At 42.1% G+C, this 18,081-nt stretch carries 16 protein-coding genes; 8 read left to right on the top strand and 8 right to left on the bottom strand.

The window, feature by feature from the left end; genetic code table 11:
• The 4 genes from BMW86_RS19475 to BMW86_RS19460 all read right to left on the bottom strand — a co-directional run bounded on the left by BMW86_RS19475 (position 1) and on the right by BMW86_RS19460 (position 6,326).
• Positions 1-1,398, bottom strand: coding sequence for a RagB/SusD family nutrient uptake outer membrane protein (locus tag BMW86_RS19475; protein WP_089783378.1), 1,398 nt, complete (start codon positions 1,396-1,398; stop codon positions 1-3).
• A 9-nt stretch (positions 1,399-1,407) separates the two neighbouring features.
• On the bottom strand, positions 1,408-4,536 hold the full coding sequence (locus tag BMW86_RS19470) for a SusC/RagA family TonB-linked outer membrane protein (protein WP_177189311.1): 3,129 nt from the start codon (positions 4,534-4,536) through the stop codon (positions 1,408-1,410).
• Between the two features lie 119 nt (positions 4,537-4,655).
• The gene (locus BMW86_RS19465; protein WP_089783376.1) at positions 4,656-5,660 is read right to left on the bottom strand and encodes a FecR family protein; all 1,005 of its coding nucleotides are present in this window, start codon (positions 5,658-5,660) and stop codon (positions 4,656-4,658) included.
• Positions 5,661-5,726: 66 nt separating this feature from the next.
• Positions 5,727-6,326, bottom strand: a complete 600-nt coding sequence (locus tag BMW86_RS19460; protein ID WP_177189310.1) for an RNA polymerase sigma factor — start codon at positions 6,324-6,326, stop codon at positions 5,727-5,729.
• A gap of 125 nt (positions 6,327-6,451) precedes the next feature.
• Here BMW86_RS19460 and BMW86_RS19455 point away from each other — a divergent pair, with 125 nt between their 5' ends.
• From BMW86_RS19455 to BMW86_RS19435, 5 genes are all read left to right on the top strand, one after another.
• Positions 6,452-7,300, top strand: a complete 849-nt coding sequence (locus tag BMW86_RS19455) for a dioxygenase family protein (RefSeq protein ID WP_089783374.1) — start codon at positions 6,452-6,454, stop codon at positions 7,298-7,300.
• A 5-nt stretch (positions 7,301-7,305) separates the two neighbouring features.
• The gene (locus BMW86_RS19450) at positions 7,306-8,178 is read left to right on the top strand and encodes a helix-turn-helix domain-containing protein (RefSeq protein WP_089783373.1); all 873 of its coding nucleotides are present in this window, start codon (positions 7,306-7,308) and stop codon (positions 8,176-8,178) included.
• A gap of 54 nt (positions 8,179-8,232) precedes the next feature.
• A complete protein-coding gene (locus BMW86_RS19445; RefSeq protein WP_089783372.1) occupies positions 8,233-8,640 on the top strand; it encodes an ester cyclase in 408 nt (135 codons plus the stop codon).
• Entirely contained in the window at positions 8,640-9,023 is a 384-nt protein-coding gene (locus BMW86_RS19440) for a VOC family protein (RefSeq protein WP_089783371.1), read from the top strand. The genes BMW86_RS19445 and BMW86_RS19440 overlap by 1 nt, the downstream gene beginning before the upstream one ends.
• Positions 9,024-9,142: 119 nt before the next feature.
• Positions 9,143-9,601 carry a GNAT family N-acetyltransferase gene (locus BMW86_RS19435; RefSeq protein ID WP_089783370.1) on the top strand — a complete coding sequence of 153 codons (459 nt, stop codon included), beginning with the start codon at positions 9,143-9,145 and terminating at the stop codon, positions 9,599-9,601.
• On the opposite strand, the gene BMW86_RS19430 is transcribed toward BMW86_RS19435, so the two are convergent.
• Both BMW86_RS19430 and BMW86_RS19425 read right to left on the bottom strand, forming a co-directional pair.
• Entirely contained in the window at positions 9,585-10,049 is a 465-nt protein-coding gene (locus tag BMW86_RS19430; RefSeq protein ID WP_089783369.1) for a hypothetical protein, read from the bottom strand. The two genes, BMW86_RS19435 and BMW86_RS19430, sit on opposite strands and share 17 nt — an antisense overlap.
• An 86-nt stretch (positions 10,050-10,135) precedes the next feature.
• Positions 10,136-11,284 carry a DEAD/DEAH box helicase gene (locus BMW86_RS19425; protein ID WP_089783368.1) on the bottom strand — a complete coding sequence of 383 codons (1,149 nt, stop codon included), beginning with the start codon at positions 11,282-11,284 and terminating at the stop codon, positions 10,136-10,138.
• An 85-nt stretch (positions 11,285-11,369) separates the two neighbouring features.
• Here BMW86_RS19425 and BMW86_RS19420 point away from each other — a divergent pair, with 85 nt between their 5' ends.
• Entirely contained in the window at positions 11,370-12,092 is a 723-nt protein-coding gene (locus tag BMW86_RS19420; RefSeq protein ID WP_089783367.1) for a DUF4197 domain-containing protein, read from the top strand.
• A 49-nt stretch (positions 12,093-12,141) separates the two neighbouring features.
• A complete protein-coding gene (locus BMW86_RS19415; RefSeq protein WP_089783366.1) occupies positions 12,142-13,011 on the top strand; it encodes a 2OG-Fe(II) oxygenase in 870 nt (289 codons plus the stop codon).
• Between the two features lie 161 nt (positions 13,012-13,172).
• On the opposite strand, the gene BMW86_RS19410 is transcribed toward BMW86_RS19415, so the two are convergent.
• Both BMW86_RS19410 and BMW86_RS19405 read right to left on the bottom strand, forming a co-directional pair.
• Positions 13,173-14,846, bottom strand: a complete 1,674-nt coding sequence (locus BMW86_RS19410; protein WP_089783365.1) for an ArnT family glycosyltransferase — start codon at positions 14,844-14,846, stop codon at positions 13,173-13,175.
• A 105-nt stretch (positions 14,847-14,951) separates the two neighbouring features.
• On the bottom strand, positions 14,952-15,854 hold the full coding sequence (locus tag BMW86_RS19405; protein ID WP_089783364.1) for an ABC transporter ATP-binding protein: 903 nt from the start codon (positions 15,852-15,854) through the stop codon (positions 14,952-14,954).
• A 217-nt stretch (positions 15,855-16,071) separates the two neighbouring features.
• On the opposite strand from BMW86_RS19405, the gene BMW86_RS19400 reads away from it, so the two are divergent.
• Entirely contained in the window at positions 16,072-17,970 is a 1,899-nt protein-coding gene (locus BMW86_RS19400) for an AAA domain-containing protein (RefSeq protein WP_089783363.1), read from the top strand.
• Positions 17,971-18,081 lie beyond the last annotated feature (111 nt).

Genomic DNA, 18,081 nt, shown 5'->3' with positions numbered 1-18,081 from the left:
TTAGTTATATCCCTTATTTTGTTCTACAGTCGGATCCGTATCTATCTGCGCCTGTGGCACCGGCATTAAAAGATTATGTATATCAATCGTTGTCAGTATCCCGTTATCAGAAAACCATTTATTCATAACAGTAATGGCTGTACCTGTGCGTAACAGATCGAACCAGCGTTGTCCTTCTCCTATCAGTTCCAGTCTTCTTTCCAGATCGATAGCAGCCCTTACATCATCCTCCGTAAGAGCAGTGGTGGCAGCAAGGCCGGCCCTGATCCTGATGGAATCCAGATAAGGGATGGCGGCAGTGGTATTCTTCAGTTCATTCTCCGTTTCTGCCAGCATCAGCAATACATCCGCATAGCGTAATACAACCACATCACTTCCCCCATCTGTGATCACTGTCGTTGGCAAAGAAAGTTTCTTACAATAAGGTACCCCTGAAGTAGTGACATCAATATATGTTCCTTTTCTTTTGTCAGTGGCGGTATACAGATTGTATATACTTTTTGTCGGCAGATTATGGCCTTTTGCGCCTGATTGTGTACCGGAAGGGCTAAACTGCTGAAACATCGTACTACCTTCCGTATTTCCATTTATACCTGATGCAAACTGTACTGCAAATATAATCTCTGCATTGTTCTCATTACTGATACTGAAAACATCTGCCGGATTTGTCATCAGACGGTGTTTACCGGAATTAACCACGGCCAGCAATACTGTTTCCGCATTGGAATATTCTTTCAGTGTCAGGTATACCTTTCCCAATAATGATTGCGCAGCAGTTTTGATAACTCTCCCGGCCTGTGTGGAAGAAACCGGCAATTCATCAATGGCTTCTGTCAGGTCTTTTTTAATCTGAACATATACATCGGCGGCCGGAGTACGACCCAGTCCAAAATATGCATTAGGATCTGTTGTTTCTTTCAGCACTAAAGGTACATCTCCATATAATCTTACCAGGTTAAAATATAACAATGCACGGATGAATTTCATTTCTCCTTTACGGGCATCTTTTGTAGCAGGTACCGCATAAGTGATATTATCTATACGGTTCAGCACAACATTCGCTTTCTGGATAGCCTTATAGGAATCCTGCCAGGCAGCAGCAATAATACTGTTGGAAGGGATGAGGGTGAACTGGTCCAGCTGACCGTAAATACCGTCGTCATTGGCCGGTACTTCATCATAGGTGTTATCAGAAGGGATTTCCGTAAGCGCGGGCATAAACAGGCCGTATAACCCGTTAAACTGTAAGTTGGCATATACTGAATTCACATATTCCTCTACTTCCCTTTCTGTACTCAGAAAACTACCGGATTCTTTTTCTGTAGAAGGGTCCTGAAACAACTCCTTTGTGCAGGAACTACATAAAAATAATAATATAATAAAGCTGATCTTCTTCATGATAAATAATTAAAAGGTGACGTTAAACCCGATGATGAATGATTTTGCTACCGGATAATTGGCCATTGACAATCCATTAGTCAATACATTATCTGTAGAAGTAGCATCCGGATTATATCCTCTGAAATCTGTAATAGTGAAAAGGTTATTGGCAGTAATATATACTCTTGCTGCAGACATCTTTGCCCTGGAAGTCCAGGCTGCAGGCAGGGTATATGCCAGCTGAATATTACGCAGGCGCAGGTAATCTGCTTTCTTAAAGAAGATGCTGGAGGCGCGGGTTAATTTCCTGTTGCTGGATAAATTACCGAGGTTAGGTTGTCCCAGGAAACCGTTGGGGTTATCAATGGGATGATAACGATGATCATAATAATATTTGCTGGGTACAGAAAACCCTTCTCCCGATTCATCAAATAACGCGATCTGCCTGTCGTAAGTTTTTCTTCCCTGAATACCCTGTAAAGCAAAGCTCAGTTCAAATCCTTTGTAGGAGAAATTATTTGAAAAGCCATAAGTAAATTTAGGATTGTAGGTCCCGAATCCCATACGGTCATCTGTGTCAATCTTTCCGTTGTGGTCGATATCTTCTACTTTGTAATCGCCGGTAAGTGTACCAGCCATATGTGGCGTGTTATCTATCTCTGCCTGTGTTTTATATACACCTGTTACCTTATAACCATACAACTCTGCCACTGGTCCTCCAACCCTTGTGCGGAAATTACTTTCAGCGCCTGTAATGATCTGCTTCTGACCGGGAGCCAGTGCCTGCACTACGTTCCTGTTAGTAGCAAGATTGCCGCTAAAGCTCCATTTCACAGGCCCCAGTGTTATCTCTGTTCCTGATAATTCTACCTCAAAACCTGAGTTTTTCACTTTACCGATATTCTGGATAGAGGTGCTGAAACCTGATGCATCAGGAACGGGAACATTCAGCAATAAGTCTTTTGTAATAGAAGTATAATAGTCGGCAGTAATATTGAAATGGTTCCATAAGCCCAGATCAATACCAAAGTTGGAAGATGTTTTGGTTTCCCATGAGAGGTTTGGATTAGGAGTAGTAGTCGCAGCAAAACCAGCTCCCAACGTATTACCATATACGTAATTGGAAGAATTTACCAGCGCTTTTGAGCTATAGGAACCTATCTGGTTATTACCGGATTGTCCGTAAGTAGTGCGCAGTTTGGCAAAGGTCAGTACATTTGATTGCGGGAAGAAGCCTTCCTTACTCAGGATCCAGCCTGCTGTCACCGAGGGGAAATTGCCCCATTTCCTGTCATCACCAAAACGGGAAGAACCATCTCTTCTTACAGTAGCAGAGAACAGGTATTTATCGCGGTAAGCATACTGTGCACGGGCCAGGTAAGAGATCTGTACCCAGGTATAGCGGGCAGCGACAGCAGTAAATGCACTGGCCCCGCCTATGTTGGTAATGTTATCATCTGCGATACCGGAGCCGGTTACAGTTGTTGTTGATCCTGTCTCTTTCTGAAAGGTATAACCAGCCAGTACATCCAGATCATGAGATCCCCAGCTTTTAGTGTAGTTCAGGGTATTCTCCCAGAGGTAGTTCACATTCAGGTTCCTTGTCTCGACAGCGCTTGCAGGTTTAGGTGCAGCTCCTCTGTATTGTCCTATGCTGGAAGGGTTATAAAAGTCGAACAGGTTACTGACAACATCTCCGCCTACCAGTGTTTTTAATTTCAGTCCATCCAGTAATTTATAAGAAAGATATCCATTACCAAATGTTCTGAAAAAATCTCTTTTATTCCTGATCTTCGTGGCCAGCGCTACTGCATTTTCTCCCAGTGCTCCATCTTCAGGAGTATTGGCAATAATCTGTTTGCTGATAGCCAGTGATCCGTCTGCATTACGCGGACTGAAAAACGGATACATAATGTAGATATCAGCTATCGGATCATTAGACCAGTTGGTATTGTTTTCAAAATAATTTTGTGAGTTCCAGGAAGGATTGATACTTACACCCATATCAAAACGATCAGATACTTTAGTATCTATTTTGATAGTACCGCTGTAACGCTTTAATCCATTATTGATGACAATCCCCTGCTGGTTGAAATAATTACCGGCTACATAATAGTTTGTCTTTGCAGATCCACCGGAGATAGCCAGGTTATAACTGCTCATCTGTGCATCTCTGAATACCTCATCCTGCCAGTTGGTATTGGTAAGCCCGGGTTGTTTTGCCAGATAGGGGGCCAGGTAATTCAGGCGCAGTTCACGCAGGCTACCTCCTTTTGCAATACGGGTAGCCCTGTCGTCATTAATACTCCTGTTTGCAGGGTTCTTGGATACATATCCCCAGTCTCTTGCTTCTGTGAAAAAAGTAGCGGCTTCATAAGCATCTACATATTTAACACGATCTGCACGTTGTTGTGTACCGGCATATACATCCAGTGATACTTTAAACTGATCTGATTTCCCTTTTTTAGTGGTGACTAAAATCACCCCGTTAGCGGCCCTGGAACCATAGATGGCAGCAGAAGCCGGATCTTTCAGGATATCTACAGATTCAATATCCTGTGGATTGATGGAATTAAAAGAAGATCCTTCTGATAATGGGAATCCATCTACTACTATTAAAGGATTTCTTCCTGCTGTTAATGTACCTATACCACGGATGACGATCTGCGGATCTGTGCCCGGTTGTGCGGAAGCATCGTTGATAACTACTCCTGCGGCTTTGCCTGTCAGCTGTTGAGCAAAACTACTTCCGCTATAACGACTTAACTCTTTCGACTTCACCTGCGAGATCACACCGGTTACTTTCATTCTTGATTGCTGTCCGTAACCAATCACCACTACATCTCCCAATGCTTTTGTAGCAAGACTCATTCTTACCAGTAATGAGTTATTATCACCATCATTTATCAGGTAAGCATTGGAAATATATTTTTCATACCCAACGGTCGTGAAAACAAAATCATACTTACTACCTACAGTCAAATGATCAAATGTATAGATCCCTTTTTCATTGGTCATAGTGGCTTTGATAACCTTACTCCCGGTTTCATTCATCTGCACGGTAACTCCCGGCATACTCTCCCCTTTTTCATTCACGACCATTCCCTTGATCCTGGCAGTTTGCTGCGCCTGTACCGTAAGACTCATTAACAGCATACAGACTGTTATAAACTGTCGGAAAAACTTGTGATGTTGCATTTTTTTCTTTTATAATTTTGACAATAGGTATCCCGTACCGCCCATGAAGCGGTTACAGTATGCTTATAAATCCGGATTTACTGTTGTTTGCTGATGACTATTTTCCTTCCCTCTTTATTGAATGTAAGATCATTCATATTGCATATGGCTGATAATACCACCTGCAGGGAGTCTGATTTTTCAAATGTTCCTGTGAATGACAATCCTTTTATTGCTACCGTATCTATATCAAACTGTACATGATAATAGTTGCCCAGTTGTGCAAATACATCCTGTAAGTGCGATTTATTAAATGACATGATGATGATATGCTCTCTTGCCTGTACCGTTTTTGACGGAGCAATATTCTCAACATGAAACTGTTTCAGTACCATGTTAACAACGAATTCCTGTCCTGGTGTTAAATACATTTCTTTCATCACCAGATCACTACCTCTTGCGGTCTTTACAACTACCTTTCCTTCCAGCAGTTTCACAGATAACTTATCCGATTGTGTGGTACTTACAGAAAAGACAGTCCCCAGGGCTGTAGTAGTAAACCCTTTTGCGATAACACTGAAAGGACGTTGATGATCTTTTGCTACTTTAAATAATGCCGTCCCTTCTAATGAGATATTACGTTCCAGGCTATCAAAGGATGGATAATAACTGATCACACTACCTGGTTGCAACTGCACTTCAGAACCATCAGACAGTGCTATTATTTCCGTATGTCTGCCGGTATTGCTGTGCTGCAATAATTGCTTTACAGGCGCTGTTTGTATCGCCAGCTGATGTGTATCTTTATTTATATAGAAGAATCCCCATCCTGCCATAATAATGATCATCGCAGCGGCTGCCCAGCGGCTCCACACAGGTATAATGCTTACCTTCTTAGGAACTGTTATCTGTTCACGTAATCCCTGCAACACTCTTTCTCCGGCAGGTTCGCTTAACAGTTCTTCCCGACTGTCAGCATATGCCTGCTCCATATATTCTTTCCACGCAGCATCATTGTTCATATATTCGAACAATTGCTGTTTTTCTGCTGGGGTAATCTTACCTGCCCAGAACTTTTCTATGAGATGTTGGATATCTTCCATGATTCAAGAGTAAATACTCCAAGAGGGAGTGAAAGGGGATGATTCTAATGTTACCAGATTGTTAACTCAGTAATTCTCCAGGAAAATGATCAGCAGGGATAAAGTGGTAAGACCAGAGGCGGTAGTATATTCCCCCTGTACATATCTTTTAATAAAACGTGTGGATTGCTTCAGGTAATCTTTTACGGATGGCACCGAGATACCTACTATTTCTGCTACTTCTTCATAGGGCCGGCCTTCCAGACGGCATAAACGGAATACTTCTTTCTTACGGGCGGGTAAATGGTTAATAGCATCTTCTACTATAGACAACTGTATATGATACAGTTCATCATCGTCCTGTTCTTCCTGTGGAAGGTTTTCAGGGTATTCATCCAGTATAATAGCTGATTTTAACTGCTGTTTCAGATAAGTAGCGGCCTTATTATAGCTCACCACAAAAAGCCATCCTGCTACTGATTTATCCTGGTGCACCTTCTGACGGTTCTGCCAGAGGGCCAGAAACACTTCCTGCAAAATATCTTCTGCGGCTTCCGGCTGCCTTACCATCTTATAGATATTGGCATACACAACCTGCTTGTACTGATGATACAATGTTTCAAAGGCAGCAAAATTTCCGCCGGCAAGATCATGGAGTAAAGATATTTCTGTTTTGGCCCCATCCATATACCGCAAAAGTACAGATTGGATTGAGGGATGTAGGTTATGAAATTGTGAATTCCTTATGCTATTCCTTAATTTTGTTCTTTGTTCGCGATTTGCGAACAAAGAACAGATAATCAGCATCACCAATGGAAAGGAAATCATTTATCAAAATGGCGGCATTACTGCCGTTCATTCCCTACTCATCACAGATAGAGCGGTTACTGAACCTGCCCGGTGTATTCCAGCCAACGGAGAAAATGCCTGTTTTCTTTGTAGGCCATGGTGACCCGGAAAATGCGTTCAGGGATAATCCTTTTACACAGAGTCTGAAAAAGATGGGGGATGATCTTACCCGTAAGCCATCCGCCATATTGATTATATCCGGGCATTATCTCACTGCCGAGGCTTCTTATCTGAAAGTTCCGGAACATTTCAACTGCCCTTATTATAATGTATCCGGCGCTACGGCTTTTAGTAAGGTTATTCCGCAGTTATCGGAGAAGGTGGAAGTAGATGACAGCAATGATCTTGATCATGGAGCCTGGGCCATTTTAAGGCATATAGCACCTGAAGGGAATATCCCCGTCATGGAATTAAGCATTCCAATAAGTCAGCGGCTGGATTATCACTGGAACCTTGCCCAACACCTGAAGCCTTTACGGGATAAAGGGGTATTGATTATCGGTAGCGGGAATATTGTACATAACCTGGAACTGAGTTTGTTAAAGGGTGTTTTTTCAAGGAATAAACCCTACTCCTGGGCTATTGAATTTGACGAATGGGTGAAAGGGAGGATTAATGAAAGAGACTTCGGCAGCCTGTTTTATTATAATAATTTAGGGAAGATTGCTAACCGCGCAGTACCTACTACAGATCATTATATCCCCATGTTATACAGCATCGCTTTAGCTGATAAAAATGAAGAGATCCATTATACTTATGAAGAAGTATTTTCTGCCATCAGCATGAGATGTTTCAGAATAGGTAATAACTAATTTATATGAAAGTAATCAACCTGCCGCAAGACCTGCTACCAGGGAAAACAGACCCTGATAGTGATGTCATCATCAAACGGTATACATCCGGTACCAATACTGTGAAAAACAAGATCATCCTACATAAGAATATGATCAACCTGCTGATAGAAGGGCAAAAAACAATTTCCTATACTGATAATAAAACCACCGTTCATGAAGATGAAATTCTGCTGCTCTCATGCGGGAATTGTTTAACAACAGAAGTACTTTCAGGAGAAGGTAAATTTCATAGTATCATCATTTATTTCAGCAATAAATTAATGGCCGACTTTTATGTGAAATATGCTGACCTTATCAGCCGGGCCGGAAAACAGAAAGGACTGCCTTCTCTGACATTTAAGAAAGATACTTTTATCAGGAATTATATCTCTTCGCTGGATTTACTACTTCAGTCAAGAGCAGAATTATCACCTGAACTGCGATTATTAAAAGCAGAAGAACTGATGGTATACCTCTTTGAGACAAACCCCGATGCCATTGCTTCTTTCAGACTGAATAATACCAGTGACAGCAAAGATCTTGCACTAAGACAGGTAGTAGAAACAAATATCGCTAATCATATTACAGTAGAAGAACTGGCCTTCCTTTGTAATGCCAGTCTGTCTACATTCCAGAGACGCTTTAATAATATCTATGGCCTTTCTCCGCAGAAATGGCTAGTGGAACAAAAGCTGCAATTAGCAGCACGCCTGTTACAGCAGCCAGGAGAAAAACCCAGTGATGTATACCAGAAAGTAGGTTATGAGAATCATTCCAGCTTCTCCAAATCTTTCAAACAGCAATTCGGTATTTCCCCTAAAGAATATCAGGAACAAAATCTGACCGCCCGGCAATAATTTTTGAACAGGTAGCTATAACTGTAAAGTACAGGGCATCCCTAATTTTGCCTTATGGAAAACAATAACAAAACAGTTGTATTACGCTTCAACAAAGAAGTAATTGAACAGGGAAACCAGGAAAGTTTTAAAGAACTGATGGATGATAACTTCATCAATCACACCGCCCGGGAAGGTATGAATAATGGCCCGGCAGGTATGCGGTATATGTTCGAAGAAATATTAAGACCTGCCTTCTCCGACATCAAAGTAACTATCTACGACCAGATAGCCGAAGGAGATAAAGTTACTACCCGCAAAGCTATTACAGGTATACATACCGGTCCTTTAATGGGCATCCCTCCTACAGGACAAAAAATAACAATAGATGTGATCGATATTGTTACTGTAAAAAATGGCAGGTATTTTGAGCATTGGGGGATGAATACATTGTCTGCTCTGATAGCAAAACTCTCTGAATAATGATAATAAACAGATTAGATCACCTGGTTTTAACTGTGCAGGATATTGACAAAACATGCGAATTCTATTCGCATGTTTTAGGCATGACAATCATCACCTTCGGTGCTGGAAGGAAGGCCCTGTTATTTAATCAGCAGAAGATAAACCTGCATCAGAAAGGGAAAGAATTTGAGCCTAAAGCAGATACCCCCACACCGGGTTCTGCCGATTTATGTTTTATCTCAGATACTCCTGTTGAGAAAGTACTGGAAGAACTGCGCAGTAAAAATATCCCGGTGATAGAAGGGATTGTAGAAAGGACCGGCGCCACAGGGAAAATATCCTCTGTATATTTCCGGGACCCGGATCAGAATCTGATAGAAGTCTCTAACTATCATTTATAAGTATTGTTATTTTTTAAATTTTAACAAAAATCAATAACATTTGCCATCGGGTAAATAAAATAAAGCTCCCACAAAAGAACTGATTACTTTTGCATTGTACCCAAATTTACCCCCTGCTAATGGATAAGAGTTTTATCATCCGAACAGCGACCAACAGGGACAGGGATAAAATAATAGACCTTGTAAAAAGGACCCTGCCCGAATTCAATTACGTGTACGCCCCTGATACGTATGAAAGCGACCTCGCAAATATCGAGGCAAACTATACCCGCAAAGGAGGCACCTTTGAAGTCATAGAAACCTTCGACAGTGACATCATTGGAACAGTCGCATTACAAAAGGCAGATAATAATACCTGCTGGCTGAAAAAGATGTACATCGACAGTAACTACCGCGGTCTGAAACTAGGAGACCTGCTGCTGAAAAAAGCATTACAAAAGGCTGTTAAACTGCATTTTAAAGAAGTTTGCCTGCAAACTGCACGAAGTATGTCTGCTGCTATCAACCTGTTTAAAAAGTACGGTTTTGTTATAAAGGAAGAAGGGGATGATATCACCATGTCTAAAAAACTGCTCTGAGCCAGGGTCTGTTAGCTAACGGAGAGAATGGCCAGGGGATGGCAATAAATATGATAATGAGCGCGATAATAAACCAGATTAACATCGTTTTAAACTTCTCTTCATCTGTTTCTTTTCTCTTAGCCGTCGCGGAACCTACAGTAAGTGTAACAGTAGCGATCACCATAAGGATGATATGCATCAGTGCGAAGAAAGTAATTTCCTGCTGATGAATGGCCTCACTGAAATTTCTCCAGAAATATTTGATAAGAGCACTTTGGGTATATAACAAAATACCCAGTAACATCTGGATTTGTGCAATGGTAGCCGTCCAGTGCCTGGCTGCATTATCTCTGGGAGTAAAGGCGCTATTGGATGTATAACCGGTATATGCCCTGTAAATAGCGTATAATAAACTGATTAAAACCAGCCATCTTAATAAAGAATGGAAAAACAAAAAGAAGTACATATTTTATTCACTTTAGATATTTGTAAAGATCTAAAGTGAATAAAAAAAATGTTAGGACGGAGCAATCACTTTATAGGATATTTCAATCAAAAGCCGTGCAGATCTATCTCAGCGCTTTCTTTGATCTCTACTTTCTTACCCATCTTCTTCTGGATAATTTTAAAATGATGCTGATCATCTTCACATAACAGCGAAATAGCTGTTCCGTTCGCATCTGCCCTGCCGGTACGGCCTATCCTGTGTACATAATCTTTAGGGGAACGGGGTAATTCAAAATTGATCACCACCGGTAAGTCCTTGATATCAATACCTCTGGCGGCTAAATCAGTAGCTACCAGCACACGTAATCTGCCTTCTTTAAACATACGCAGGTTGTCCACTCTTGTACCCTGACTCAAATCTCCGTGAAATGCTGCTGCCTGCACACCGTTTTTATTCAGCTTACCTACCAGGTTCTCTGCAGAGCGGATAGCAGAAGTAAATACCAGCACCTGCTCCATATTCTCACTTTTGATAAGGTATCTGAGGAAAGGGCCTTTTCTTTCAAGGGTCACATTATACGCCAGCTGAGAGATCTGGTCAATATTGCTTCCACTCTCCTCGTCAACGATCTCGATCTTTACAGGCTCATGCAGTAACTGTAACTGTATATCATTGATATCATTGTTTAATGTAGCAGAAAACAGGATATTCTGGCGCTTCTCCGGTAACAGGGCCATAATCTTATCCATTTCCTCCTTAAAGCCCAGGTTCAGCATCTTATCCGCTTCATCCAGCACTAATATGTCTGCCCTGGAGATATGCACTGCTTTAGAATCTATAAGGTCTAATAAACGCCCCGGAGTAGCAATCAGTACATCGGTATGACGCACTGCTATCATCTGCGGATTGATGGATACTCCACCAAATACCGCGGTAGTCTTTATCGTCTGAGGAAGATGTTTGCTGAAGGTTTTGAACACGTCATTCACCTGAATGGCCAGTTCCCTGGTAGGAACGATCACAAGGGCGCCTATGTGGCGGTCTCCTTTACTGGACCTGAGCTGGAATAATTCCAGGATAGGCAGCACGTAACCGGCGGTTTTACCCGACCCTGTTTTGGAGATCCCTAAAATATCTTTTCCGCTGATGATGGCAGGTATAGCTTGTTCCTGCACCGGGTAAGGGTCTTTGTATTTATGTTCCCTGATAGCCTGAAGTAAAGGTGCAGATAATCCAAGTGATGAAAATGCCATTTTTTGCGCAAAGCTAAGGTAAACTACGAAAAGTAACGCCTATATTTGCCAAACATTGTCATTATGTAATGTAATATATGTTATTATGAAAACCGGTTTTTTCTCATGTTTGCTCATTTCTCTGCTTTTAACCAGCTGTGAGACCTCTCAGCAGATCCTCAACAGCCTGCCAACTACGGTGGGTGGGCAGAACAATACCACACAGATTGCCGCTGCTTTAAAAGAGGCCTTAACGATAGGTACACAGAACAGCGCCAACCGCCTTTCTGCCGTTAACGGGTTCTTTGCCAATGCTGCGCTGAAGATCCTGATGCCACCAGAGGCTCAGAAAGTAGAGTCTACCTTACGTAATGTAGGCATGGGTAGTGTGGTAGATAAGGCAGTACTGGCCATGAACCGTGGTGCAGAAGAAGCAGCTAAATCAGCCACTCCTATCTTCGTAAACGCTATCAAACAGATGAGCATCACCGATGCCGTTGGTATCCTGAAAGGGGGCGATTTTGCAGCTACCAACTTCTTTAAACAGAAGACCACGGCTGATCTTACCAATGCTTTCCGCCCGGTAATCGCTGAAGCGCTGAAGAAAGTGGATGCTACCAAGTATTGGGGAGATGTTTTCTCCCTGTATAACAAGTTCTCTTCTACCCCTGTAAACACCGACCTCTCCTCTTATGTAACAGAGAAGGCCGTAGCGGGTATTTTCCTGGAAGTAGGACTGGAAGAGCAAAAAATCCGTAAAGATCCTGCTGCCCGTGTTACAGACCTGTTAAAAACAGTGTTTGGCAGTGCAGCCGCACAGACGAAATAATTAAGCAATTATAAATTGTTGTAAATTGTTATAAATTTAAACGTCAAAAGTGAATACTACAGTTGCAACTCCTCAGCCAGCCCAGTTATTTAATTACGATAAATGGAATGGCCAGCTACCAACTTTGAGTAGCGAATACCAGCAAGCGAGCCCTTATCCTCATATTGTACTGGAAAACTTCCTTGATCCGGAAGTATTGAATAAATGTGTGGATGAGTTTAATAAACTCAATGAAGCCGATGGCTGGATAAATTATGTCCACTACAACGAGAAAAAAGCAGGGTTGAATAAGCTGGATGCATTACCGGCAACCATAAAAAGTACTATTAACGAATTAAATTCACCTGCATTTCTTGAGTTCCTGAGTACTCTTACCGGCATAAAAGGTCTGATGAAAGATGATCTGCTGGAAGGCGGAGGTATCCATCAGTCTAAAAGGAACGGGTATCTCAACATTCATGCAGACTTCACGGTACATCCGCATCACCGCCACTGGCAAAGACGTGTGAACGTACTTGTTTATCTGAACAAAGACTGGGAAGAAGAATGGGGTGGTAAACTGGAGTTATGGGATACGCAGATGAAAGCCTGTGAGAGAAAAGTATTACCAGTGTTTAACCGTTGCGTAATCTTCAATACAGACGCTGATTCCTATCACGGTCATCCGGAACCAACTACCTGTCCTGAGGATGTTTTCAGAAGGTCTATTGCTTTATATTACTATACTGAAGAAGCTCAACCTTTCCGCAGGGCAACCCACTATATGGTAAGACCTGGTGAAGGAAAGAAAAAGTTTATGGTGAAGCTGGATAATACCATGGTGGCAATTTATACGGAAATCAAGGGAAGACTTGGTGCCAATGATAAGATCGTCAGTAAAATACTTCGCTTCTTATCAGGGAATTCCAAAAAGAAATAATAAATATATCAAATAAAAAAAGGCTCCGGAAGGAGCCTTTTTTTATTTGATTTTTGGGTGCAGGGCTTCGCCCTGCAAAACCCCTTCAATTTTTTTGTGATGGTGCGAAGCACTATCACAAAAAAATTAAAATAAATCAAACTGAGTCATATATTTCATTCCTACGGAAGCTTTGGATGAGGTACTTCCCTTTTCAGGAAAACAAACCCATTCTTTCTGTATAGTTCTTTCAGATCTGTGTATTGTTTATAATTATCGATCTTGTCGATCTTTGTAACAAAGTAAACTGGTTTATCAATATCCCCTGAAAGCAGCCATTGTTCCTCATATGCATTTGCATTCGCTGGCTTTTCTTTCATCGTATAGAAAAAGGGCGCATAACTCCAGTAGCCCAATGTATTCACATAACAATCTTCTCCCTGGCGCTGGATCAGGAAATCAATCGCAGCTCCCTGAGAATACCGCTCTACTTTGGGAACAATCATGGCAGCAGCAAAGAAAATAACAAGGGCCGTTCCGGTAAACCAGGTCCATGCAGATTTATAGTATTCTTTCTTTTTCAGGAATCTCAGCCCTACGATAATAGTGATCACCATGATTGTACCTGCAATTCCTTCGATACCGGTCCATTTCACATCCGCTTCCATGTTTGCCTGGGCAAATTTATCTTTCACATAAGGGGCCAGTTTCGAGATATTTAATCCGATAAGAGGTACCGCCAGTAGTAATAATGAGACGATAGCTCCCATCACTACTGCAAATATGCCTGCATATTTCTTATAGCCCATTTCTTTCCTGTCCCATTTGTAAAATGAATAAGCAGCAAGAAATGTAACAGGGAACCACGCAAGAGAAGAATAATGGATAATACGTGACTGTACGATCGTAAACAGTAATGTCACTACCCAGAAAAGAATGAGCATCCAGATCTTGAAATCCCTGTCGTACCGGCTACTGGATGGTGTTTTGAAAAAAGAAGGAATAGCAAACAGCGAAGCCGGAAAACATCCTATCAGCAACACTACATAATGATATCCCCAGAAACCTTCCTGTCCGGCATCATGTGTGGTAAAGAGGCGGTATTGATATTTTAAGAATTCGGTGATGAACCAGGGACCGTTTTTAGCCGTTTCATACCCATACCAGGAAAGGGTAATCAGGGATGCTACTACCAGAAATAACAGTGCATGTCCCCAGTTAAAGTAAAACCTGAACCTGTTATAAATAAAATAAACTCCCAGTACCATCAGAAAGACCATCAATGCTACCTGCCCTTTTGTTAGAACGGCAAGCCCCATAAATATTCCCGACCATATCACATATGGTAAAGACGTCTTCTTCAGTCCTTCTTTATCAAATCCATTCCTTTTCCAGTTATATAAAATGAAGAAATATAAAGAGAGAAAAATGAAAAGGTTAAACCAGGGATCGATGATACCTGATTTGAAATACATATTAGGGAAAAGGGAACCTCCATAAGCAAGCGCCCACAGGATACCAAACTTCTTATCGTAGATTCTTTGTCCGCAGAGGAAAACCACAACCAGGGTAACTATGCCACAGAGCGCATTGGGAAAACGGGCTGCAAATTCTGTAACACCAAAAACCTTCATCGACAAACTTTGCATCCAGAAGAACATGGGAGGTTTTTCCCAGAACGGCTTAAAGTTTACATAAATGCGTGTGTAGTCTCCCAGCTTGAGCATTTCTCTTGAACACTCTGCAAAATTTATTTCATCCCAGTCGAACAGATGTACCCTGCCAAGGAACGGGATAAAAAGAAGAGCAGCGATTACTGATAATAATATAACATTCCGCGCTTTATTTGAAAACATATGTTTAGCCTATTTATGAGAGGGATACAAATATATGCGCATATAATATCTTTTACAAATCAGTTAATCAAGGGGTTTTGCAGGGCTTCGCCCTGCACCCAAAAATTAAACTAAATTTAAATTTACCGTATCTCCTTTTTTAATATGATTATCCTGGGTTCTGATAGTAATCATCTTATCAGAGAGTTTGATATCCAGTTCATAGTAACTACCGAAATACAGTACTTTATCTACCTTACCTTTTAACGCTCCCTTTTCAACTATTTTAAATCTTTCCGGTCTGATAAAGGCATTATCAATGAGGTTATATTTGCCAAATAAGGCTGCTGTGTATTCGTTCACCGGTTCATTATACACCTGCTTAGGAGTCCCTCTCTGGATGATTGCTCCGTCCTGCATAATCAGCACTTCATCTGCCCATGAAAGGATATCCTGGGCATCGTGAGAAATCAGCATACAGGTGATTTCCAGCTTCTCTCCCAGATCGTAAATGATAGACTTTAAGATGTTTTTATGGATCATATCCAGGTTGGAGAAAGGTTCATCCAACAGTAATAACCTGGGAGAAGTGATGAGCAGCTTTGCCAGCGCAATACGCTGTTTTTCCCCACCGGATAGCTGGTCGTTCTTTCTTTTCATAAGAGGCATGATCCGGCATACTTCATAAATTTTATCCGCTTCCTCTTCTGATAATTTATTGGAATAGGCGAGTAATTCCTCTACCCTGTAATGATTACGCAATTCAAAATGCTGGGACAGATAGGCAATACCAGGATGCCCTGGCAATAATACCTCTTCCGGTCCTTTTACCCGCACGTTTTCAAATAATACCTCTCCCCCGTCTGCCTGTACCAGGCCCCCGATAATTTTCATCAGGGTACTTTTCCCTGAGCCGGTTTCTCCTGCTATAGCGACTTTCTGAAACTTCTTTTGTGTAAGGCTTGTATCCTTTAATATTAAAGCTCCCTGCTGTAGTTTCCTGACCCCTGATACCTGTAATAGACTCATATATCCTGTAAAATACTTATTTATACTTCAATAAGATAGTGGCAATTGCTCTAAAGTGCTCCTAAATTGCTGTAAAGGTATATACAAAGCGTATATAAATGATCTCTTTAGATCTATCCATGCTTCAGACAGGACGGAGACAGGAAGGAGAGAGGACGGAGACAGGAAGGAGACAGGAAGGAGGTATGCTTTAGCCATGCTTTATTATCTTTGCCCGATGGAGTATTTCAAAAAGCTGCTTGATCTGATGAAAATGGAGCGGGAAGAGGATAGGGAATCTTACCGGCAAATTACCGAAACATCCTCTGTAGCAGATCGCAGGGCCAATGGACTTACCTGGTATCCGATTGCCATCAAAGACACGGAAATGAGCCGGGGCGATTACCTGACCGTTGAAGTAGAACGTACCACCCACCAGGATATTAATCACCAGCTGCGCTTTGGCGTATCTGCCGTGCTTTTCTCCAATCACGATCCGAAAAAAGACCGGGTAGAAGGCACTATCTCCTACCAGAGCGGGAATAAACTCAAAATCACCTTACGTACAGATGAGCTGCCGGAGTGGTCCAGGGATGGCAAACTGGGCATAGATCTGCTCTTCGATGATAATAGCTATGATGAGATGCAAAATGCCCTTAAACAGGCGGATTCCATCATTGAACAGAGCAGCCTGGTAAAGATCCTCACCGGCAGCAAAGCCCCCGGATTTCAGCCGGATATCCCCCCTTTTATTATTCCCAGACTAAATGCATCCCAGCAGGATGCCGTAAATAAGATCCTGGCAGCCAATGAGCTGGCGATTGTACATGGCCCTCCGGGCACCGGTAAAACAACTACCCTGGTACAGGCCATCAAAGCCCTGATCAAACAGGACCATAAACAGATTCTGGTAGTTGCACCCAGCAATACCGCCGTGGACCTGCTCAGCGAAAAACTCTCTGATGAAGGCCTGAATGTACTCCGTGTGGGAAACCCCGCCCGTGTATCTGAAAGGTTAATGTCCCTTACCCTGGACAGTAAGATGGCTGAGCATAACAGCATGAAGGAAATCAAGAAGCTGAAAAAACAGGCCAATGAGTTCCGGGACATGGCACATAAATACAAACGCAGCTTCGGCAAAGCAGAACGTGATCAGCGTAAAGCACTCTTCGATGAGGCCCGCAGCATCATGAAATCTGTAGAAAACACAGAACAGTATATTATCGATGACGTTCTCACCAAAGCACAGGTGATAACAGCTACCCTTGTAGGCGCCAATCATCATACCGTGCGGAAACTGAAATACCATACCGTAGTGATAGATGAAGCAGGACAAGCCCTGGAACCGGCCTGCTGGATCCCTATCCTGAAAGCACAGAAAGTAGTACTGGCAGGAGATCATTGCCAGTTATCCCCTACCGTTAAATCAAATGAAGCTGCCAGGAACGGACTCAGTACCACGCTACTGGAAAAGTGCGTAGCCCTGCATCCGGAAGCTGTTACATTACTGGAAGAACAATACCGCATGAATAAAATGATCATGGGTTATTCTTCTGCTGTTTTCTATAATGATCAGCTAAAGGCACATGCCTCTGTAGCAGATCATGTACTTTTTACAGATGATATTCCCCTGGCATTCATAGATACCGCAGGCTGTGGCTTTGATGAAAAAACAGAAGGCACCAGTACCACCAATCCGGAAGAAGCCGCCTTTTTATTCAAACATTTAACACAACTTGTCGCTGAACTCGTACCCCATTATCAACCGGAGAACTTCCCCAGTATTGCGGTGATCTCCCCCTATAAACAACAGATTTATTTACTAAAAGAACAACTGCTGCACAGCCCTGTTTTACAGGCATATGGAAATAAGATCTCTGTAAATACCATAGACAGTTTCCAGGGACAGGAACGTGATATCGTCTACATCAGCATGACGCGTAGTAATACAGAAAGTAAGATCGGTTTCCTCTCGGATATCCGTCGTATGAATGTAGCTATGACCAGAGCCAGGAAAAAACTGGTAGTGATCGGAGATAGCGGAACGCTTTCTCAATTACCTTTTTATGCAGATTTCATCACTTATGCGGAGAAAGGAGATGCCTATAAAAGCGCCTGGGAATTCGTAGACACCTAAGGACAGTTAGTTCATTTATTCTTTTTAATTTTCTGAGGTAATCAAAATTCCCTTATGAAAACCTATGCACTATAGTTCACGTTGAAGCCTATACCTCCTTTCTCATAATCA

Origin of the sequence: Chitinophaga sp. YR573 (assembly GCF_900110995.1) — a bacterium.
Classification (GTDB): domain Bacteria; phylum Bacteroidota; class Bacteroidia; order Chitinophagales; family Chitinophagaceae; genus Chitinophaga.
The sequence above is the reverse complement of the archived record's forward strand: the minus strand, read 5'-3'. Positions and strand labels throughout refer to the sequence as shown.